This is a genomic window from Pseudomonas syringae (assembly GCF_021605415.1).
GTDB lineage: Bacteria > Pseudomonadota > Gammaproteobacteria > Pseudomonadales > Pseudomonadaceae > Aquipseudomonas > Aquipseudomonas syringae_S.
The window spans coordinates 20989-39598 of record NZ_WKEQ01000019.1 but is presented as its reverse complement, the minus strand read 5'-3'; the positions used below and the strand labels follow the sequence as shown (position 1 = coordinate 39598).

Below are 18610 nucleotides of genomic sequence, written 5' to 3'. Positions count from 1 at the left end.
AGTCCAGTGAAATGATCGAACCCGGCATTTACAAAGACGTCATGAGCTCGTTCCCGTCCGGCGTCACGGTGGTCACCACCCTCGACCCGGAAGGCGGGATCGTCGGCATCACCGCCAGCGCCTTCAGTGCGCTGTCGATCGATCCGGCGCTGGTGCTGTTCTGCCCCAACTACGCCTCCGACACGTACCCGATCCTGCGCGACAGCAAGAAATTCGCGATTCACTTGCTGTCCGCCGACCAGACCGCCGAGGCCTACGCCTTCGCCGGCAAGGGCAAGGACAAGGCCAAAGACATCGAATGGCACCTGAGTGAACTCGGTAACCCGATCCTCGCCAAGGCCACAGCCATCATCGAGTGCGAATTGTGGCGCGAATACGACGGCGGTGATCACGCGATCATCGTAGGGGCGGTGAAGCATCTGATCCTGCCCGAGCAGCCAGTGACGCCGATGATCTACCACAAGGGCAAGCTGGGCCCGTTGCCCACCCTGACCTGACAGATTCACACAACCTCACTCCTAAAAAGGAAATTGGGTGACTGGAGGATTTATGAGTAACGAGAAATACGAAAAAGGCCTGCAGATTCGCACTCAGGTATTGGGTGAGGCCTATGTGCAGCGCTCCATCGAAAACGCCGACGATTTCACCCGTCCACTGCAGGAAATGGTCACCGAATACTGCTGGGGCCACGTCTGGGGCCGCGAGGGGTTGTCGCTTAAAGAACGCAGCATGATCAACCTGGCGATGATCTCTGCGCTCAATCGGCCGCACGAACTGAAACTGCATGTGCGTGGCGCCTTGCGTAACGGCCTGAGTCGTGAGCAAATACGCGAAATTCTGCTTCAGGTCGGCATTTATTGCGGCGTCCCCGCAGCCGTGGACAGTTTCCGGCTTGCCCGGGAAGCCTTCGCCGAAGCCGACGCCGAGGCCTCCAGTTAACCCCTCGGCTGTTTTGATGCCCGTCTGGCATGGACAGCCATAGTAAAGAGCGGACCCCATGAAACGCCTGCCACTCGACGACAGCTTCAAGGTCAATCGCAACCCCGTTACCCTGCGCGAAATCGTGCTGGATAAACTGCGTAGCGCCATCATGAACTTCCAGCTCATGCCGGGCGACCGTCTGGTCGAACGCGATTTGTGTGATCGTCTCGGCGTCAGCCGCACCTCCGTGCGCGAAGCCCTGCGTCACCTCGAATCCGAAGGCCTGGTGGAATTCGCCGACGCCAAGGGCCCGCGTGTTGCCATCATTACCCTGGACGATGCCGTCGATATCTATGAGCTGCGCTGCGTGCTTGAAGGGCTGATCGTCCAGTTGTTCACCCTGCGTGCCAAGGCCAAGGACATCAAAGCCCTGGAAAAAGCCCTCGAAGAGAACCGCAAGGCGCTCAAGGATGGCGAGCTGCAAACCGTGATCGACTCGGTGCAAGGCTTCTACGACGTATTGCTCGAAGGCTCGGGCAATCGTGTTGCGGCCACTCAATTGCGCCAGTTGCAGGCGCGCATCAGCTATTTGCGGGCAACCTCGGTGTCCCAGCAAAACCGTCGCGGCGCAAGCAACCAGGAGATGGAAAAAATCGTCGAAGCGATCAAGAGCGGTGATCCGCTGGCGGCGCATCAGGCATCGGTCGATCACGTCCGCGCTGCCGCCGCTGTCGCGATGGATTACCTCAAGCGCAAACAGGAAGAATCCGGCGTCGCCACCTCGGCCCCCGCCGCGATCATCCTGCCCATTGCGTTGAAAGAACCGCGTATAGGCCGCTGACATGTTCAGCCCGAGCTTTTGCCCGAAGTGTGGCGGCCCTGACCTCAGTCAGCAGTTGCCGCCGGGCGATACGCACGAGCGCCTGATGTGCAGTGGCTGCGGCTACATCCATTACGTCAATCCGAAAATCATTGCCGGCTGCATCATCGAGCAGGACGGCAAATACCTGCTATGCCAACGGGCGATCCCCCCGCGCCCGGGCACCTGGACGTTGCCGGCAGGCTTCATGGAGGCCGGCGAAACCACCGAGCAGGCGGCCTTGCGCGAAGTCTGGGAAGAAAGCGGCGTGCGCGCGGAAATCTTCTCGCCTTATTCGATTTTCAGCGTGCCGAAGATCAGCGAGGTCTACATCATCTTCCGCGCCGTCGCGCTGCAGATCACCGGCGAATACGGCCCGGAAACCCAGGACTGCAAATTTTTCGCCCCGGAGGACATCCCCTGGGAGCAAATCTACTACCCCGCCATCCGGCAGATCCTCGAACGCTACATCGAAGAACGCCAGGCTGGGGTGTATGGCATCTACATGGGCAACGACGACAGCGGCAAGATTCACTTCATGCGCTGATACCCAGCCTGTCGGCGCTGCGGAACGCTGCGATCTTTTGACGTTATCAGGAACGCGGAGCGTCCCGGGCGGCATTCCCACGCGGGGCATGGGAACGATCAAACGTCAACAGATCGCAGCCTTCGGCAGCTCCTACGGGGGCGGTGTCAGGGAGCGATGCCTTCTACGATGATGATCTCTGCGCTCGCCCATTCTTCGCGATAGCTTTTCGCTTCCTGGTACGCCGCCGAGCGGTAGCAGGCCACGGCTTGTTCGTAGGAATCGAATTCAATCACTACGCTTCGTTGAGGTGTCTTGCGTCCTTCCATCGCCTCGCTGCGCCCGCCACGGGCGAGGAACCGTGCGCCGTATTCGGCGAACGCACTGGGCGCGCGCTGGGTGTATTGGCTGTAATGATCCGGGTCGGTGATGTCCACATGAGCAATCCAGTACGCCTTCATAGATGACCTCTTTGTTTATTTTGTATTATGGTATACCAATACTATTTCCATCCCACACTGAGAGTCCAGCATGGCCTTCAACAGCATCGAAGAAATCATCGAAGATTATCGCCTCGGCAAAATGGTCTTGCTGGTCGATGACGAAGATCGGGAAAACGAAGGCGACCTGCTGCTGGCCGCTGACCGTTGCACGCCCGAGGCGATCAGCTTCATGGCCAGGGAAGCGCGTGGGCTGATCTGCCTGACGCTGACCGACGACCACTGCCAGCGCCTGGGCCTTGAGCAGATGGTGCCGAGCAATGGCAGCGTGTTCAGCACTGCGTTTACCGTGTCGATCGAGGCCGCCGTCGGCGTCACCACCGGCATTTCCGCCGCCGACCGCGCCTGCACTGTGGCTGCTGCGGTGGCGCCGAATGCCTGTGCGGAAGACTTGGTGCAACCCGGTCACATCTTTCCGTTGCGTGCCAAGGAAGGTGGCGTGCTGACCCGTGCCGGGCACACCGAGGCGGGATGCGATCTGGCGCGGTTGGCGGGTTTTACCCCAGCGTCGGTCATCGTCGAAGTGATGAACGATGACGGCACCATGGCGCGGCGTCCGGATCTGGAAGTGTTCGCGCGCAAGCACGGGATCAAAATCGGCACCATCGCCGACCTGATCCACTATCGCCTCAGCACCGAGCACACCATTGAGCGAATCGGTGAGCGTGAACTGCCAACAGTGCATGGCACATTTCGGCTGATTACATTTGAGGATCGCATCGAGGGCGGCGTGCACATGGCGATGGTCATGGGCGACTTGCGGCAGGAAGAACCGACGCTGGTGCGCGTGCACGTGATCGATCCGCTGCGCGATCTGGTCGGTGCCGAGTACAGCGGGCCGACGAACTGGACGTTGTGGGCGGCATTGCAACGGGTTGCGGCCGAGGGCCAGGGCGTTGTCGTGGTGTTGGCCAATCATGAATCGTCGCAAGCATTGCTTGAGCGCGTGCCGCAATTGACCCAGCCGCCACGGCAATTCAGCCGGTCGCAGTCGCGGATTTATTCGGAAGTGGGCACCGGAGCGCAGATCCTGCAAAACCTTGGGGTCGGCAAGCTGCGTCACCTCGGCCCGCCGCTCAAATACGCAGGGTTGACGGGATACGACCTGGAAGTGGTCGAGAGCATTCCGTTCACCGAATAAACCATATTCCCCTGCAGGAGCGAGCAGGCTCGCTCCTGCAGGGTTTGCGTTTCGACTCAGTCCGCTGATCTAAAACAGCTCCAGCAGATAGCCGGTAAGGCAAAGTGCTTGCACAATGTTTGGAATACCATAATATGATATTCCATAGACCGGACGATCCAACCGATACGTTCAGCTACTGCTCCCGACAGGCGGGCAACAACGCAAGCCCGCTCAAAAACACAACAATGAGGGCGTAAAAATGGTGTTGAACAAAGCTGCAACCGCGATTCTTTTTGCGGGACTGCTCAGCGTCACCGGCCAGTCCGCCATGGCGGCCGAGAGCGTGAACTTCGTCAGCTGGGGTGGCAGCACCCAGGAAGCGCAGAAACAGGCGTGGGCTGATCCGTTCAGCAAGGCCAGCGGCATCAAGGTTGTCCAGGACGGCCCGACCGACTACGGCAAACTCAAGGCCATGGTCGAAAGCGGCAATGTTCAGTGGGACGTGGTCGATGTCGAAGCCGATTTCGCCCTGCGCGCCGCTGCCGAAGGCCTGCTCGAACCCCTCGATTTCAAAGTCATTGACCGCGACAAGATCGACCCGCGCTTTGTTTCCGATCACGGCGTCGGTTCGTTCTTCTTCTCCTTCGTCCTCGGCTACAACGAAGGCAAGCTCGGCGCCAACAAGCCGCAGGATTGGGCCGCGCTGTTCGACACCAAAACCTACCCCGGCAAACGCGCCCTCTATAAGTGGCCAAGCCCCGGCGTGCTTGAACTCGCCCTGCTTGCCGACGGCGTAGCGGCCGACAAGCTCTACCCGCTGGATCTGGATCGCGCGTTCAAAAAACTCGACACCATCAAAAAAGACATCGTCTGGTGGGGCGGCGGCGCGCAGTCGCAGCAACTGCTGGCCTCCGGTGAAGCGAGCATGGGCCAGTTCTGGAACGGCCGGATTCATGCGCTGCAAGAAGACGGCGCGCCGGTCGGCGTGAGCTGGAAACAGAACCTGGTCATGGCCGACATTCTGGTGATTCCAAAGGGTTCGAAAAACAAGGACGCGGCGATGAAGTTTCTGGCCAATGCCAGCAGTGCCAAAGGCCAGGCCGACTTCTCCAACCTGACCGCCTACGCCCCGGTCAACGTCGACAGCGTGGCGCGCCTGGACTCGGTGCTGGCCCCGAACCTGCCGACTGCCTACGCTAAGGATCAGATCACTCTTGATTTCGCGTACTGGGCCAAGAACGGTCCGGCCATCGCGACACGGTGGAACGAATGGCTGGTCAAATGAAAATGGCGGCCACCGCCACCCGTCCCTCCACTGCCACCGGGAGCGCCACTGGCGCTGCCGGCTCGGCGTCCGGCAAGGCGGTTGCGATGCAGCAAGCCCCATCCCTCAAGCAACGCTGGCGTGGTGCCGGCAACCTGGTTCCGGCCCTGCTGTTCCTCGGGCTGTTCTTCCTCGCGCCGCTGATTGGTTTGCTGCTGCGCGGCGTGCTGGAACCGACGCCGGGCCTGGGCAACTACGAACAGTTGTTCGCTAACTCGGCCTACGCGCGTGTGTTGCTCAACACGTTTTCGGTGGCGGGTCTGGTGACATTGTTCAGCCTGCTGCTCGGCTTCCCGCTGGCCTGGGCGATCACTCTGGTGCCGAAAGGTTGGGGCCGCTGGATTCTCAGTATCGTGCTGCTGTCGATGTGGACCAGCCTGCTGGCCCGCACCTATTCGTGGCTGGTATTGCTGCAAGCCTCGGGGGTGATCAACAAGGCGCTGATGGCGATGGGCATCATCGATCAACCGCTGGAAATGGTGCACAACCTCACCGGTGTGGTGATCGGCATGAGCTACATCATGATCCCGTTCATCGTGCTGCCGTTGCAGGCGACCATGCAGGCCATCGACCCGATGATTTTGCAGGCCGGCTCGATCTGCGGCGCGAGCCCATGGACGAACTTCTTCCGGGTGTTCCTGCCACTGTGCCGGCCGGGGCTGTTTTCCGGTGGTCTGATGGTGTTCGTGATGTCGCTCGGTTACTACGTCACCCCGGCACTGCTGGGCGGGGCGCAGAACATGATGCTGCCGGAGTTCATCATTCAGCAGGTGCAATCGTTCCTTAATTGGGGCCTGGCCAGCGCCGGTGCCGCGTTGCTGATCGTGATCACCCTGGTGTTGTTCTACTTCTACCTGAAGCTTCAGCCGGAATCCCCGGTTGGCGCCAGCAACGCGAGGTAAGCCGTCATGCTCCTGACTCCCAATGCCATGAGCGGCCGGATGCGCTTCGGCCTGTATGCAACCACTGGACTGATCGGTTTGTTCCTGCTGTTGCCGATCGTGTTCATCATCCTGCTGTCGTTCGGCTCGTCCCAGTGGCTGGTGTTCCCACCGCCGGGCTGGACGCTGAAGTGGTACGCGCAGTTCTTCGCCAATGCCGACTGGATGAACGCGGCGATGGCCAGTTTCAAGGTGGCCGTGCTGACCACCGTGTTCGCCGTCGCGCTCGGCCTGCCCACTGCGTTCGCCCTGGTGCGTGGCCGCTTCCCCGGCCGGGAAATGCTCTACGGCCTGTTCACCCTGCCGATGATCGTGCCGCTGGTGATCATTGCCGTGGCGGTATACGCGCTGTTTCTCAAGCTCGGCTACACCGGGACGATGTTTGCCTTTGTCGTCAGCCACGTGATCGTCGCGCTGCCGTTCACGATCATCTCGATCATCAATTCGCTGAAGCTGTTCGATCAGTCGATTGAAGACGCGGCGGTGATTTGCGGCGCCTCGCGTCTGCAAGCGGTGTTCAAGGTGACCTTCCCCGCGATTCGTCCGGGCATGGTCGCCGGCGCCCTCTTCGCCTTCCTCGTGTCGTGGGATGAAGTGGTGCTGAGCGTGATGATGGCCAGCCCGACCCTGCAAACCCTTCCCGTGAAAATGTGGACCACCTTGCGTCAGGATCTGACCCCCGTGATTGCCGTCGCCTCGACGCTGCTGATCGGTTTGTCAGTGCTGGTCATGGTGATCGCCGCCGCCCTGCGCCGGCGCAACGAAATTCGCGCCTGAGCGCCGAGGAGAACGACATGAGTGCCGTGATCAAAGATTCCGCCCAGCAGAACGACCAACCCCTCGTCAGCCTGCGCAACCTGAACAAGCACTACGGCGACTTCGCCGCCGTGGACAACATCTCGCTGGACATCAAGGACGGTGAATTCCTCACCTTCCTCGGCTCCAGCGGCTCCGGCAAAAGCACCACGCTGTCGATGCTCGCCGGTTTCGAAACACCGAGCAGCGGCGAGATCCTCGTCAATGGCCAGTCGCTGGTCAACGTGCCGCCGCACAAGCGCGACATCGGCATGGTGTTCCAGCGTTATTCGCTGTTTCCGCATCTGTCGGTGCGCGACAACATTGCGTTCCCTTTGGCGATCCGCAAACTCGCGGCAGCCGAACGGGACAAGCGTGTCGATGCCATGTTGAAACTGGTGCAACTTGAGCCGTTCGCCCATCGCCGCCCGTCACAATTGTCCGGCGGCCAGCAGCAGCGGGTCGCCATTGCCCGCGCGCTGGTTTACGAACCGCGCATTCTGCTGATGGACGAACCCCTCGGCGCGCTGGACAAAAAGCTGCGTGAAGACTTGCAGGATGAGTTGCGTCAACTGCACCGCCGTCTCGGCATTACCATCGTCTATGTGACGCATGACCAGGAAGAAGCCATGCGGCTGTCGCAGCGCATTGCGATTTTCAGTCACGGCAAGATTGTCGGGTTGGGCAGCGGTTATGACCTTTATCAGAATCCGCCGAATGCGTTTGTCGCGTCGTTCCTGGGCAACTCGAACTTCCTCAAGCTCAAGGCCCAGGGCAACGGTGCGGCGAGTTTCGAAGGGCAATCGTTGTCGATTCGCCTGACGGCCGGTTTGAACACCGACCAGGATGTTCTGCTGATGGTGCGTCCGGAGAAAGCGCTGGCGTTGAGTGCGCAACAAGCTGCGGCTGAACCGTTGGCGGCGGGTTGGAATGAAGTGTCGGCGAGTGTGGTGGAAGTGCTGTTTCTTGGTGAAAGCCAGACGTGCAGCGTGGTCACATCGGGCGGGACGTCGATGAAGGTCAAGGCGCTGTCTGCCGCCGGCATGCCGCTGAAAACGGGCGACCCGGTGAAAGTCCGCTGGGCCACCGCAGACGCCTGCGTATACACCGAATGGACCGAAAGCGACCTGAACAAAGCGGCCGGCGCTCACTGACCGCCCCCTGTCAGGAGCTGCCGCAGGCTGCGATGTGATTGTTCCCACGCTCTGCGTGGGAATGCAGCCCGGGACGCTCCGCGTTCCCGGCGATCAAAAGATCGCAGCCTGCGGCAGCGCCTACAAGGGTCGTGTGCGTCAGGTGATCGGGGTGAAGCCTTCAATTTGATCCGGCCACGCCGTCAGCACTTCAAACCCGTCCTCCGTCACCGCGACCATGTGCTCCCACTGCGCCGACAGCGAGCCATCCCTGGTCAGCACCGTCCAGCCATCAGGCATGTTTTTCACCTGGCGCTTGCCGGCGTTAAGCATCGGTTCGATGGTGAAAATCATCCCGGCCTTGAGCTTCATGCCCTGGTTCGGATAGCCGTAATGCAGGATCTGCGGCTCATCGTGATACACCTTGCCGATGCCGTGCCCGCAATACTCGCGCACCACGCTGAAGCCTTCCTTCTCCGCCAGGCTCTGGATCGCATGACCGATGTCGCCAAGCGTTGCGCCAGGGCGTACCACGCGGATGCCGGCGCACAACGCGTCATAAGTGGTTTTGATCAGATGCTGCGCTTCAGCGCTCACTTCGCCGACCACGTACATGCGGCTGGTGTCGCCGAACCAGCCGTCCTTGATCACCGCGATGTCGAGGTTAAGGATGTCTCCGTCCTTCAACGGCGTACCGGACGGGATCCCGTGGCAAACCACATCATTGACCGACGCGCAGACGGTTTTCGGAAAGCCGTGATAACCGACGTTGGCCGGAATCGCTTTCTGCACGTTGACGATGTAGTCGTTGCACAGTTGATCCAGTTCATCGGTGGTCACGCCCGCCCTGACGTGCGGCACCAGCATCGCCAAAACGTCGGCGGCCAGTTGTGCGGCGATGCGCGACTGTTCGATCTGTTCGCGGGTGTTGATCTTGATCTGGTTCTTCATGCCGTGACCGCTTCCCGAGTCAGTTGCTGCAAATCAAGGCCACCGGCCTGTTCGGCACGAATCAACAAGCGGCAAATCGCGCTGTGATCAAGGTTGGGGTGCAACTCGGCGAGCATGCCGATGCGCATCCAGTGCTCGGCCTGCGCGTTGATCGAGCGGCTGAGCGCATTGCTGGAGATGCGCAGTTTCTCGTGCATGTCTTCTGAAATCTTTACGATGCCCATGGCAAAATCCGATACGAAATGTATATGGATCGTATATTAGCCGGGCATCCGGAAAAATTGCAACCGGACGCATTTACTGCGGGCAAAGTTGCCGTCAGTCCTTTTTACCCCGAGGCAGGACGGCACTGATGACCTGCTTGGCTGTTTGCACGATGACGCCGGCTTGATCCGGATCGCCCTGCAGCAGCGTAGAGGCGAATTTTTTCGCCTGTTCCAGCTTGATGTGCGGCGGCAGCGGCGGGACGTTGGGGTCGGTCTTGAATTCGATCAGCACTGGCACATCCGATGCCAACGCCTCATCCCATGCCGCTGCAACGTCCTCTTCGCGGTCGACGAAGATACCCTTCAAGCCGATGGAAATCGCAAACAGGTGATACGGCACGTCGGGAATGCTTTGCGATGCTTCGAACTTCGGATCGCCCTCCATCACCCGTTGCTCCCACGTGACCTGATTGAGGTCTTCGTTGTTGAACACCGCACAGATCCACTTGGGGCTGTCCCATTGCCGCCAGTATTTGGCGACAGTGATCAGTTCGGCCATGTTGTTCATCTGCATCGCGCCATCGCCGACCAGCGCAATCACCGGCCGCTGCGGATGGGCGAACTTCGCTGCAATCGCATACGGCACCGCCGCGCCCATCGATGCAAGCCCGCCGGACAGCGAACACATCATGCCGCGCCGAATTTTCACATCACGGGCGAACCAGTTGGCGCAGGAACCCGAGTCGCTGGTGATGATCGCCATCTCCGGCAGACGCGGTGACAGCTCGAATGCGACCCGTTGCGGATTGATCGGATCAGCTTTCACCAGCGCACGTTTTTCCAGGGTTTTCTCCCAAGTACCGCGCCAGCCTTCAACCTCCTTGCGCCACTTGCGCGAGGTCTTGTGTTCGAGCAACGGCAGAAGCGCCGCAAGCGTTTCGCTGGCGTCACCGACCAGATTCACCTCCATCGGGTAGCGCAAGCTCAGCATGTCGGGCTGCAAGTCAATCTGCACCCCGCGCGCCTGCCCTTCCTTGGGCAGGAATTCGGAATACGGGAAGCCCGAGCCGATCATCAGCAAGGTGTCGCATTCGGTCATCAGTTTGTAGCTCGGTTCGGTGCCGAGCAGGCCGATGCTGCCGGTGACCCAGGGCAGATCGTCTGGTAACACAGCTTTGCCGAGCAGTGCCTTGGCGGCGCCGGCACCGAGTTTCTCAGCGATGGCGATGACTTGATCGGTAGCGTTCAATGCGCCGGCACCGACCAGGATTGCGACTTTTTCACCCGCGTTCAAAACTTCCGCCGCCCGCAACAAATCCGCTTCGTAAGGCACCACTTTCGGCTTGGTGTAGCCGACGCCCGAATGCACCGTTCCGTGGGCCCGGGCCGGCGGTTCGTATTCGGCCTCCTGCAAATCGTTGGGCAAGATCAGCGCCGTGACGCGCCGCTCACCGACTGCCGTGCGCACGGCCCGGTCAACCAAGTGGCGAACCTGCGAAGGCGCCGAGGCTTGCTGCACGAAAGCGCCGGCCACGTCTTTGAACATCGAGACCAGATCAAGCTCTTGCTGGTAGTGACCGCCCAGCGCCGCGCGGGCCTGCTGGCCGACAATCGCCAGCACCGGCATGTGATCCATCCGCGCGTCGTAAAGCCCGGTGATCAAATGCGAAGCGCCAGGGCCGGACGTGGCGATGCACACGCCCAGCTCGCCGGTGAACTTGGCATGGGCCGAGGCCATGAAGGCGGCCATTTCCTCGTGCCGGGCCTGAATGAATTCGATCTTGCCTTTGGCCCGGCTCAGGGCGCCAAACACGCCGTTGATGCCATCACCCGGGTAACCAAAGATGCGTGTCACGCCCCATTCACTGAGCCGTTCGACCAGGAAATCTCCCACTGTCGTCGTCATGTCTCGCCTCGCCTCTGCCGGTTCGTCGATCATTCCCGGCGCCACTGTCCGCCGGAAGGTGTAAAGGTCTGGACATTGAGGCCGATAACGAAGTTCGGATGGATTTCCCCGCTCAGGTGGCTTGTAGATCCCTGATCTGTTAGAAATCGCTGCCTCTGCCAACACGACAACAGGAATTGGCCACATGGACTTTTTCACGGCGCTGCGCCCGAGCACTTCGGGCTATACGACATTGCAATCGGTGGCCGCGACCGCGCAAACCGAATCCGGCACCAGCGCAACGTCGCAGCAAACCCAGTCGACCGCGTCGTCCAGTGGTGACACCGCGAGCATTTCCCGCACCGCCAGCAACTACAGCACCACCAGCGCCTACTACGCGAAATTTTTTCCGTCCCGCGAAGGCATGAGCAGCGATGCGATCCTCAACGGCATCCTGCACCCGGGTAACAGCACCAGTTCGCAAGGCAAGACTTTTCCGGACGTGGCCATCGACGCCCGTCAGCGCATGGACGATAAATACGCGCAGATGACAAGCGGTGAGCCGTACGACAGCTCGAATCTAAAAGACGTCTATTCGTTGATGGGCGATCTGGATCGGCGTTCGCTGTATGCGGTGAGCAGCAATGAAGGTGGGTTGTTTACCGATGAAGAACAGCAAGCGGCGTCCTTCATCATGAATCAACAGCAAAGCCTGGCGACCGGCATTTACAGCGGCATCGCGGAACTGGAAAAAGATTTCGTCGACCCGTTCGGCACGGATCTGCTGGGGCGCATCAAGGCTGGCCTCGACTTTCTCACCAGCGCCAGCCCCGAGGAAAAGCAGTCCTCCTACTGGCAGAACCAGCGCGCCACACTGGTCAGGGCCTTGACCGATGAAGCCCAGGCGCCAGGCACCGACGGCACGGCTGATACCGGCAAGAGCGATCGGCACATGATCCTCGCCGAGCTGCTGGCGCAGTGGTCGTCGGGTTCGGCCGAAGCGTCCGAGAAATCAGAAAACAAGAGCAAGAACACCGACGCGAGCGTCCAGGCAATCTACGACAAAATCACCGGCCAGGACTCGACTACGCCAGCCACCGCGCAGTAATCCCTCCAGTGCAGGAACTGCCGCTGGCTGCGATCTTTTGATCTTAAAAAACCACATCAAAAGATCGCAGCCGGCGGCAGCTCCTACAACGGTATCTCTGCGTCGCGAAGATCTTCACCTCTACGACAATCAAGCCTCCTGCAATGCCCGTGGGCGATGGCTGCGCTGTTCGGCGCTCTCGTCCACCGCAGGCTGCAAACGGAAGTCGAATTTGAGTTCGGCGTATCGCCCCGCCACGCCCCGCGCTCCGTCGTCACTGAATTGCACCTCGCCGACCAGTCCTTCGCGGGTGGCGTAGGCGAAGTCGTCCCACAGGTATTGATCGCCGGCCAAATTAATCTGCGTGGTCAGGTGCCGATGCCCCGGCGCGGAAATGAAAAAGTGCACGTGGGCCGGACGCTGACCGTGGCGGCCGAGCAAGTCCAGGCATTCCTGAGTCGGCCCTTGCGGATCGCAACCGTAGCCGGACGGCACGATGCTGCGGGCACGGTAGCGACCCTCGGCGTCGGTAATGATGCGCCGACGCAGGTTGTATTCAGACTGGCTCGTGTCAAAGAACGAATACGTGCCTTTGGTGTTGGCGTGCCACAAATCCACGGTCGCGCCGGCCAGTGGCTGACCGTCCAGATCGAAGACTTGGCCTTCGAGGAACATCACCGTGGCAACGCCCTCCTCGCTACCATCGTCCATGCGCGCCTCGCCTTCGCAAATCGGCGCGCCGGCCACGTACAACGGCCCTTCGATGGTGCGTGGAGTGCCGCCGCCGAGGCCGATTTCGGCATCTTTGGCATCTTGCAGCAAATCAAGGAAGTGCTCGATGCCAAGCCCGGCAACCAGCAGGCCAGCCTCTGAGCGGCCGCCCAAGCGATTGAGATAATCCACCGTTTTCCAGAATTCGTCTTCGGTGATTTCCAGGTCTTCAATCAGTTTTGCGGTGTCCTGTAACACGCGCAGCATGATGGTTTTCAGGCGCGAGCTGCCGACGTCATTGTCGAAGCCGGCGGCTTCCTTGAAGAAGGCTTGCAGGTCAGCGGTGTGGGCAATTTTCACGGTCATGGTGTTCACCTCATCTTGTTGTTTTGTCTGCGACGCAAGCGTTGATCAGCGATCGTCAGCGTGGATAGACGACGGGTGACGGCAGAGGCCGTCGACTTCGATGTCCATGTAGGGAAACAGCGGCAATTGCATCAGGGTGTCGTGCAGCGCCTCGACACTGGGCACATCGAACACGCTGTAATTGGCGTAGTGCCCGGCGATACGCCACAGATGACGCCAGATGCCATCGCGTTGCAGGCGCTGGGCGAGTTCTTTTTCGTCAGCCTTGAGCCGCGTGGCCAGGGCCGGGTTCATGTCGCGGGGCAATTTCACGGTCATTTTTACGTGGAACAGCATGGTGTTCTCCTTCGATCGGTTCAGGGACGGCGAAACCGCGCCAGACGCTCTTCGTCCAGCGTCAGGCCGAGGCCTGGCGTGCGGGGGATGTGCAGCTGAAAATCGCGATAGACCGGCGTTTCGATGACGATGTCTTCGGTCAGCAACAAGGGGCCGAACAGTTCGGTGTCCCAGGTCAATTGCTTGAGAGTAAGGAAGGCATGGGCCGAGGCCAGCGTGCCGACCGAGCCTTCGAGCATGGTGCCGCCGTACAGCGCGATGCCCGCCGCTTCGGCGATCTGCGCGGTCCGCAATACAGCGCGAGGGCCGCCGTTCTTGGCGATTTTCAGGGCGAACACACTGGCCGCGCCGTCCGCCGCGAGGCTGAAGGCGTCTTCAACGCTTTCGATGGATTCGTCGGCCATGATCGGAGCAAGGCTCTGCTGATTGAGGCGAATCTGCCCAGAGCGGTTGACTCGGGAAATCGGTTGCTCGATCAGGTCGATACCGTTCTCACCGAGCACCCGGCAGCCACGAATCGCCTGGGATTCGTCCCAATACTGGTTGACGTCGACCCGCACACTGGCGCGGTCGCCCAAGGCTTTCTTGATCGCGACGACGTGCTTGAGATCCTGCTCCAGCGGGTTGGCGCCGATCTTCAGCTTGAAAATGCGATGACGGCGCGCGTCGAGCATGTGCTCGGCCTCGGCGATGTCGCTGGCGGTGTCGCCGCTGGCCAGTGTCCAGGCCACTTCGAGGCTGTCCCGCACGCGGCCGCCGAGCAGTTCGCTGACGGGCAAACCGAGGCGTTTGCCCTGGGCATCGAGCAAGGCGCTTTCGATGCCGGATTTGGCGAAGGTGTTGCCCTTGGCGATCTTGTCGAGTTTCTGCATGGCGGCGTTAATGTTGTCCGCCGCCATGCCGACCAGCGCCGGCGCCAGGTGCACGTCGATGTTCGCCTTGATGCTCTCCGGGCTCTCGTAACCGTAGGCGAGGCCGCCGATGGTGGTCGCTTCGCCGATGCCTTCGATGCCGTCGCTGCAATGCAGACGCAGGATCACCAGCGTCTGTTTCTGCATCGTGTGCATCGCCAGTTTGTGCGGGCGAATGGTCGGCAGGTCGACGATGATGGTCGTCACGCCCTGGATCAGTATGTCGCTCATGAGGATCGTCCAGTCAAAGGGTTCAACCGAGGTCACCGCCGCCCACAGGCAGGGTCACACCGGTGATATAGGAAGCGTCGTCGGAGGCCAGAAACAGGATCGCGCCGACCTGTTCGTCAATCGTGCCGTAGCGGTGCATCGGGCTACTGTCCAGGGTTTGATCGACGATTTGCTGATACCAGATTTTCTCTTGCGCGCTCTGCTCAGCGGCGTTGCGCGGGATGCGGCGCGGCGGCGCTTCGGTGCCGCCCGGCGCAGTGGCGTTGACGCGAATACCACGCCCGGCGTTTTCCAGGGCGAGACACGCGGTCAAGGCATTCACGCCACCTTTCGCCGCGCCGTAAGGCACGCGGTTGACACTGCGCGTGGCAATCGACGACACGTTGACGATGGCGCCCGAGCCACGTTCGAGCATGTAAGGCAATGCCGCGTGGCAGCACCACAGCGTCGGAAACAGCGAGCGGCGTACTTCCGCCTCGATCTGCTCGACCTGGTAATGCTCGAAAGGCTGGGCCCAGATCGTCCCGCCGACGTTATTGATCAGCACGTCGAGCCGGCCGAAGGCATCCACGGCGGATCTCATCACCCGCGCGCAATCGGCGTATTGCTCAAGATCGGCGGTCAGCGTCAGCACGCCCTCGCCTTGCAGTTCGTGAACCAGTTCGGAACGGTCGACCGCAACCACTTGCGCGCCTTCAGTCAGTAACCGTTCGCAGACGCGACGGCCGATGCCCTGCGCGGCGCCGGTGACCAGCGCGACTTTGTTGGCGAATCTGTTGTTCATGACAACCTCGAATAAACAAGGGGCCACACGAAGCCCCAAAAAAAGGTTTCAGGCAGCGGCGGCCGCGAATTTTTCGTAGTAGAAATTCGCCGGAGTGATGCCTTGCTCGCGGATGTACAGGCTGACCGCCTCGACCATCGGCGGCGGCCCGCACAGGTACACGTCGACATCGCCGTCATTCAGGTGCTGCGGCTCGATGTGTTGGGTGACGTAGCCCTTGAGCGGATGCTGGCTCGCCGGGTTGGCGACGCAGGCGCTGAAGGTGAAGTTGGGGATGCGCGCCGCGAAGGCTTCGAGGCGTTCGAGCTCGACCAGGTCGAAGTCGTTGGTGACGCCGTAGATCAGGTGCAGCGGATGTTCGCTGCCCTCCCCGGCGATTTTGTCGAGCATCGCGGTGAACGGCGCCAGCCCGGTGCCGCCGGCCAGCAACAGGAGCGGCCGCTTGATTTCGCGCAGGTAAAAACTGCCCAACGGCCCGGCCAGGGTCATGTTGTCGCCAGCCTTGGCGAGCCCTGTGAGAAAACTGCTCATCAGCCCGCCCGGCACGTTGCGGATCAGGAAACTGACCTCGCCGTCCTGCTGCAACGAACTGAAGGAATAAGCACGGCTTTGCTCGCTGCCCGGCACTTGCAGGTTGACGTATTGCCCAGGCAGGAACGCCAGTTTGCTCAGGGCTTCGCCCTTGATCGACAGCGCGATGGTGCTCTCGGAGAGCTGGCGGACATCGCTGATCGCCGCTTCGAAACTGGCCTGTTGGGTCTTGCAGACTTGCGACGACGCCGGCACTTTCACCACGCAATCGCTGGCCGCACGCATCTGGCAGGTGAGCACGTAACCTTGGGCAAGTTCGTCATCGCTGAGGGCGTCTTCGATGAAGTTATCGCCCATCTCGTAGCGCCCGGCTTCGGCGAAGCATTTGCAAGTGCCGCAAGCGCCGTCACGGCAGTCCAGCGGAATGTTGATACCTTGGCGGTAGGCGGCGTCGGCAACCGTTTCGTGGCCGGCAGCCTCGATGAAACGGGTCACCCCGTCTTCGAAATTCAATGCGATCTGAAAGCTCATGGTGCACCTCACTGGCGTGACAAACCCGGCCGCGAACACGCGTCGGCGGCGGCTCGCAACGGCGATGATCAGATGTGGTAGATGTCGATGACCTGACGGACGTAATCGTTTTTCAGCACGACTTTCTTGGCCTTGATCAGCGGCTGTTCGCCGCGCAGGTCGAGGGTGTAGAAACTGTTGCCGAAGTACGTGTCGACGGTCTTGTAGCGAAAGCTCAGGGTGTACCAGTTGAAGCGCACTTGGCACTGGTCTTCGCTGTGCTCGACGATCTCGATGTTGCTCAGGTTGTGCGAGGTGCGGGTGTCAGGAATGGTCGCGCTGGAGCGCTCGGTCTTGATCCGGAATATCCGGTCTTCAAGGCCGCCACGGTTGCCGTACCAGATCAGCGAGATTTCGCTTTGCGGATTTTCGGTCAACTGGTCGTTGTCGTCCCAGGCCGGCATCCAGAAGCTGGCGTCAGCGGCGTAGAGTTCGAGCCATTCGTCCCACTGGCCGTCATCGAGATAACGCGCTTCGCGGTAGAGAAAATCCCGCACGGTGTCGTAGACGCTGTTCATGGCACGTCCTCCACGGGGATCAACTGCGGCTCGGTGGACGCTGCCTTGAGCATGGTTTCCTGCCAATACTTGTGTTGCAGCACGAACAGCCCTTCATCTTCGGTGCGCACGCCGGACAACAATGGCTTGAGGTCGATTTCCTCTGCCGCCGCGTCAGCGCCTTCGACCCAATGCGTCGCGCCACGGGACATGTCGTTCCAGCCTCGGCCAGCACCGTAACCGGTCTGGCAGGAGCGGAATTCTTCCAGGTCATCCGGCGTGGCCATGCCGCTGACGTTAAAGAAATCTTCGTACTGACGAATGCGCCGGGTGCGTGCGCCGGCGCTCTCGCCTTTGGGGGCAATGCAGTAAATGGTGATCTCGGTTTTATCGACGGAAATCGGCCGGGCGATGCGGATCTGCGAGCTGAACTGATCCATCAGGTAGACGTTCGGGTACAGGCACAGGTTGCGCGAATTCTCGATCATCCAGTCGGCGCGGGCCTGGCCGAAATCCCGGGCAAGTTCGTCGCGACGCTCGTAGGCCGGACGATCCTGCGGGTTGGCCCAGCGTGTCCAGAGCAGCAAGTGGCCGTGGTCGAACGAATAGAAACCGCCGCCGCCCTTGGCCCAACTGCCGGCGCTCATGGTCTTGATTTCTTCGCCGGCCTCGCGTTGCTGGCGCTGGTTCTGGGTGGCCGCGTAGTTCCAGTGCACGGAGCTGACGTGATAACCATCGGCGCCGTTTTCGGCGGTGAGTTTCCAGTTGCCTTCGTAGATATAGGAGCTGGCACCGCGCAGCACTTCCAGACCTTCAGGGGACTGGTCGACGATCATGTCGATGATTTTGGCGGACTCGCCCAGGTGCTCGGCGAGGGATTTCACGTCAGCGTTGAGGCTGCCGAACAGAAAACCGCGATAGGACTCGAACCGGGCGACTTTGGTCAGGTCATGGGAGCCTTCGCAGTTGAAACTGTCTGGGTAGCCGGCTGCGCTTGGATCTTTGACCTTGAGCAGTTTGCCGCTGTTGTTGAACGTCCAGCCGTGGAAGGGGCAGGTGTAGCTGGAACGGTTGCCGGCCTTGTGGCGGCAGAGCATGGCGCCGCGATGGCTGCAGGCGTTGAGGAATGCGTTGAGCTCACCGTCCTTGTTACGCGCGATGAAAATCGGCTGGCGGCCCATTGTGGTGGTCAGGAAGTCGTTTTTGTTCGGGATCTGGCTTTCGTGCGCCAGGTAGATCCAGTTGCCCTCGAAGATGTGCGTCATCTCCAGTTCGAACAGGCGCGGATCGGTGAACATTTCCCGCTTGCAGCGGTAGACGCCTTTTTCGGGATCGTCTTCGAGCATGGCATTCAAGTAATCGATTCCCAGGGACATGGCCAGGGCCTCCATTGTTATTGTTCAGGCCAGGTCAGGTTAGGGA

21 protein-coding genes are annotated in these 18610 nt (G+C 60.7%); 10 read left to right on the top strand and 11 right to left on the bottom strand.

Annotated elements, in window-relative coordinates:
• Positions 1–11: 11 nt before the first annotated feature.
• Genes GIW69_RS15045 through GIW69_RS15030 form a run of 4 tightly spaced genes read left to right on the top strand, consistent with a single transcriptional unit; the run spans position 12 to position 2327 of the window.
• Positions 12–497 carry a flavin reductase family protein gene (locus GIW69_RS15045; protein WP_236483466.1) on the top strand — a complete coding sequence of 162 codons (486 nt, stop codon included), beginning with the start codon at positions 12–14 and terminating at the stop codon, positions 495–497.
• 52 nt (positions 498–549) lie between these two features.
• Positions 550–939: a carboxymuconolactone decarboxylase family protein gene (locus GIW69_RS15040; RefSeq protein ID WP_024013190.1), complete on the top strand. Its 390-nt coding sequence runs from the start codon at positions 550–552 to the stop codon at positions 937–939.
• A gap of 58 nt (positions 940–997) precedes the next feature.
• Positions 998–1762 (top strand): GntR family transcriptional regulator, encoded by a 765-nt coding sequence (locus tag GIW69_RS15035; RefSeq protein ID WP_236483465.1) that lies wholly within the window; start codon positions 998–1000, stop codon positions 1760–1762.
• Between the two features lies 1 nt (position 1763).
• The gene (locus GIW69_RS15030; protein ID WP_236483464.1) at positions 1764–2327 is read left to right on the top strand and encodes an NUDIX hydrolase; all 564 of its coding nucleotides are present in this window, start codon (positions 1764–1766) and stop codon (positions 2325–2327) included.
• A gap of 146 nt (positions 2328–2473) precedes the next feature.
• On the opposite strand, the gene GIW69_RS15025 is transcribed toward GIW69_RS15030, so the two are convergent.
• Positions 2474–2767, bottom strand: a complete 294-nt coding sequence (locus tag GIW69_RS15025) for a DUF1330 domain-containing protein (RefSeq protein ID WP_236483463.1) — start codon at positions 2765–2767, stop codon at positions 2474–2476.
• A 70-nt stretch (positions 2768–2837) separates the two neighbouring features.
• Here GIW69_RS15025 and ribBA point away from each other — a divergent pair, with 70 nt between their 5' ends.
• The 5 genes from ribBA to GIW69_RS15000 all read left to right on the top strand — a co-directional run bounded on the left by ribBA (position 2838) and on the right by GIW69_RS15000 (position 8143).
• A complete protein-coding gene (gene ribBA, locus GIW69_RS15020; RefSeq protein WP_236483462.1) occupies positions 2838–3947 on the top strand; it encodes a bifunctional 3,4-dihydroxy-2-butanone-4-phosphate synthase/GTP cyclohydrolase II in 1110 nt (369 codons plus the stop codon).
• A 241-nt stretch (positions 3948–4188) separates the two neighbouring features.
• Positions 4189–5214 (top strand): ABC transporter substrate-binding protein, encoded by a 1026-nt coding sequence (locus GIW69_RS15015; protein WP_236483461.1) that lies wholly within the window; start codon positions 4189–4191, stop codon positions 5212–5214.
• On the top strand, positions 5211–6155 hold the full coding sequence (locus GIW69_RS15010; RefSeq protein WP_236483508.1) for an ABC transporter permease: 945 nt from the start codon (positions 5211–5213) through the stop codon (positions 6153–6155). Before GIW69_RS15015 ends, GIW69_RS15010 begins: the two co-directional genes overlap by 4 nt.
• A gap of 6 nt (positions 6156–6161) precedes the next feature.
• The gene (locus GIW69_RS15005) at positions 6162–6971 is read left to right on the top strand and encodes an ABC transporter permease (RefSeq protein ID WP_236483460.1); all 810 of its coding nucleotides are present in this window, start codon (positions 6162–6164) and stop codon (positions 6969–6971) included.
• Between the two features lie 17 nt (positions 6972–6988).
• The gene (locus GIW69_RS15000) at positions 6989–8143 is read left to right on the top strand and encodes an ABC transporter ATP-binding protein (protein ID WP_236483459.1); all 1155 of its coding nucleotides are present in this window, start codon (positions 6989–6991) and stop codon (positions 8141–8143) included.
• A gap of 138 nt (positions 8144–8281) precedes the next feature.
• On the opposite strand, the gene map is transcribed toward GIW69_RS15000, so the two are convergent.
• From map to GIW69_RS14985, 3 genes are all read right to left on the bottom strand, one after another.
• A complete protein-coding gene (map, locus tag GIW69_RS14995) occupies positions 8282–9073 on the bottom strand; it encodes a type I methionyl aminopeptidase (protein ID WP_236483458.1) in 792 nt (263 codons plus the stop codon).
• Complete coding sequence (locus GIW69_RS14990; RefSeq protein WP_236483457.1) at positions 9070–9297, bottom strand: ParD-like family protein; 228 nt, start codon at positions 9295–9297, stop codon at positions 9070–9072. Before GIW69_RS14990 ends, map begins: the two co-directional genes overlap by 4 nt.
• A gap of 94 nt (positions 9298–9391) precedes the next feature.
• Positions 9392–11185 (bottom strand): thiamine pyrophosphate-requiring protein, encoded by a 1794-nt coding sequence (locus GIW69_RS14985; protein WP_236483456.1) that lies wholly within the window; start codon positions 11183–11185, stop codon positions 9392–9394.
• Between the two features lie 184 nt (positions 11186–11369).
• Between GIW69_RS14985 and GIW69_RS14980 the strand changes: the two genes are divergently transcribed.
• Positions 11370–12272, top strand: a complete 903-nt coding sequence (locus GIW69_RS14980; protein ID WP_236483455.1) for a hypothetical protein — start codon at positions 11370–11372, stop codon at positions 12270–12272.
• A 129-nt stretch (positions 12273–12401) separates the two neighbouring features.
• Here the strand turns inward: GIW69_RS14980 and catA are convergent, their stop codons facing one another.
• The 7 genes from catA to benA all read right to left on the bottom strand — a co-directional run bounded on the left by catA (position 12402) and on the right by benA (position 18564).
• On the bottom strand, positions 12402–13328 hold the full coding sequence (gene catA / locus GIW69_RS14975; protein ID WP_236483454.1) for a catechol 1,2-dioxygenase: 927 nt from the start codon (positions 13326–13328) through the stop codon (positions 12402–12404).
• A gap of 45 nt (positions 13329–13373) precedes the next feature.
• Complete coding sequence (gene catC, locus GIW69_RS14970; protein ID WP_236483453.1) at positions 13374–13664, bottom strand: muconolactone Delta-isomerase; 291 nt, start codon at positions 13662–13664, stop codon at positions 13374–13376.
• Between the two features lie 20 nt (positions 13665–13684).
• Positions 13685–14806, bottom strand: a complete 1122-nt coding sequence (locus GIW69_RS14965) for a muconate cycloisomerase family protein (RefSeq protein WP_236483452.1) — start codon at positions 14804–14806, stop codon at positions 13685–13687.
• Between the two features lie 22 nt (positions 14807–14828).
• A complete protein-coding gene (locus GIW69_RS14960; protein ID WP_236483451.1) occupies positions 14829–15590 on the bottom strand; it encodes a 1,6-dihydroxycyclohexa-2,4-diene-1-carboxylate dehydrogenase in 762 nt (253 codons plus the stop codon).
• A 48-nt stretch (positions 15591–15638) separates the two neighbouring features.
• Positions 15639–16652, bottom strand: a complete 1014-nt coding sequence (benC, locus tag GIW69_RS14955; protein WP_236483450.1) for a benzoate 1,2-dioxygenase electron transfer component BenC — start codon at positions 16650–16652, stop codon at positions 15639–15641.
• A gap of 68 nt (positions 16653–16720) precedes the next feature.
• The gene (gene benB / locus GIW69_RS14950; RefSeq protein WP_236483449.1) at positions 16721–17209 is read right to left on the bottom strand and encodes a benzoate 1,2-dioxygenase small subunit; all 489 of its coding nucleotides are present in this window, start codon (positions 17207–17209) and stop codon (positions 16721–16723) included.
• Positions 17206–18564, bottom strand: coding sequence for a benzoate 1,2-dioxygenase large subunit (gene benA, locus GIW69_RS14945; RefSeq protein WP_236483448.1), 1359 nt, complete (start codon positions 18562–18564; stop codon positions 17206–17208). Before benA ends, benB begins: the two co-directional genes overlap by 4 nt.
• Positions 18565–18610: the final 46 nt, after the last annotated feature.

What these genes read in the sequence shown, in the direction of transcription:
- catA (WP_236483454.1), bottom strand. Translation starts at nt 13,328, where the DNA reads ATGACCGTGAAAATTGCCCACACCGCTGACCTGCAAGCCTTCTTCAAG.
- benC (WP_236483450.1), bottom strand. Translation starts at nt 16,652, where the DNA reads ATGAGCTTTCAGATCGCATTGAATTTCGAAGACGGGGTGACCCGTTTC.
- GIW69_RS15025 (WP_236483463.1), bottom strand. Translation starts at nt 2,767, where the DNA reads ATGAAGGCGTACTGGATTGCTCATGTGGACATCACCGACCCGGATCAT.
- catC (WP_236483453.1), bottom strand. Translation starts at nt 13,664, where the DNA reads ATGCTGTTCCACGTAAAAATGACCGTGAAATTGCCCCGCGACATGAAC.
- GIW69_RS15000 (WP_236483459.1), top strand. Translation starts at nt 6,989, where the DNA reads ATGAGTGCCGTGATCAAAGATTCCGCCCAGCAGAACGACCAACCCCTC.
- GIW69_RS14990 (WP_236483457.1), bottom strand. Translation starts at nt 9,297, where the DNA reads ATGGGCATCGTAAAGATTTCAGAAGACATGCACGAGAAACTGCGCATC.
- GIW69_RS14960 (WP_236483451.1), bottom strand. Translation starts at nt 15,590, where the DNA reads ATGAACAACAGATTCGCCAACAAAGTCGCGCTGGTCACCGGCGCCGCG.
- benB (WP_236483449.1), bottom strand. Translation starts at nt 17,209, where the DNA reads ATGAACAGCGTCTACGACACCGTGCGGGATTTTCTCTACCGCGAAGCG.
- GIW69_RS14985 (WP_236483456.1), bottom strand. Translation starts at nt 11,185, where the DNA reads ATGACGACGACAGTGGGAGATTTCCTGGTCGAACGGCTCAGTGAATGG.
- GIW69_RS15035 (WP_236483465.1), top strand. Translation starts at nt 998, where the DNA reads ATGAAACGCCTGCCACTCGACGACAGCTTCAAGGTCAATCGCAACCCC.
- GIW69_RS15010 (WP_236483508.1), top strand. Translation starts at nt 5,211, where the DNA reads ATGAAAATGGCGGCCACCGCCACCCGTCCCTCCACTGCCACCGGGAGC.
- GIW69_RS15015 (WP_236483461.1), top strand. Translation starts at nt 4,189, where the DNA reads ATGGTGTTGAACAAAGCTGCAACCGCGATTCTTTTTGCGGGACTGCTC.
- GIW69_RS15030 (WP_236483464.1), top strand. Translation starts at nt 1,764, where the DNA reads ATGTTCAGCCCGAGCTTTTGCCCGAAGTGTGGCGGCCCTGACCTCAGT.
- GIW69_RS14980 (WP_236483455.1), top strand. Translation starts at nt 11,370, where the DNA reads ATGGACTTTTTCACGGCGCTGCGCCCGAGCACTTCGGGCTATACGACA.
- GIW69_RS15045 (WP_236483466.1), top strand. Translation starts at nt 12, where the DNA reads ATGATCGAACCCGGCATTTACAAAGACGTCATGAGCTCGTTCCCGTCC.
- ribBA (WP_236483462.1), top strand. Translation starts at nt 2,838, where the DNA reads ATGGCCTTCAACAGCATCGAAGAAATCATCGAAGATTATCGCCTCGGC.
- GIW69_RS15005 (WP_236483460.1), top strand. Translation starts at nt 6,162, where the DNA reads ATGCTCCTGACTCCCAATGCCATGAGCGGCCGGATGCGCTTCGGCCTG.
- map (WP_236483458.1), bottom strand. Translation starts at nt 9,073, where the DNA reads ATGAAGAACCAGATCAAGATCAACACCCGCGAACAGATCGAACAGTCG.
- GIW69_RS14965 (WP_236483452.1), bottom strand. Translation starts at nt 14,806, where the DNA reads ATGAGCGACATACTGATCCAGGGCGTGACGACCATCATCGTCGACCTG.
- benA (WP_236483448.1), bottom strand. Translation starts at nt 18,564, where the DNA reads ATGTCCCTGGGAATCGATTACTTGAATGCCATGCTCGAAGACGATCCC.
- GIW69_RS15040 (WP_024013190.1), top strand. Translation starts at nt 550, where the DNA reads ATGAGTAACGAGAAATACGAAAAAGGCCTGCAGATTCGCACTCAGGTA.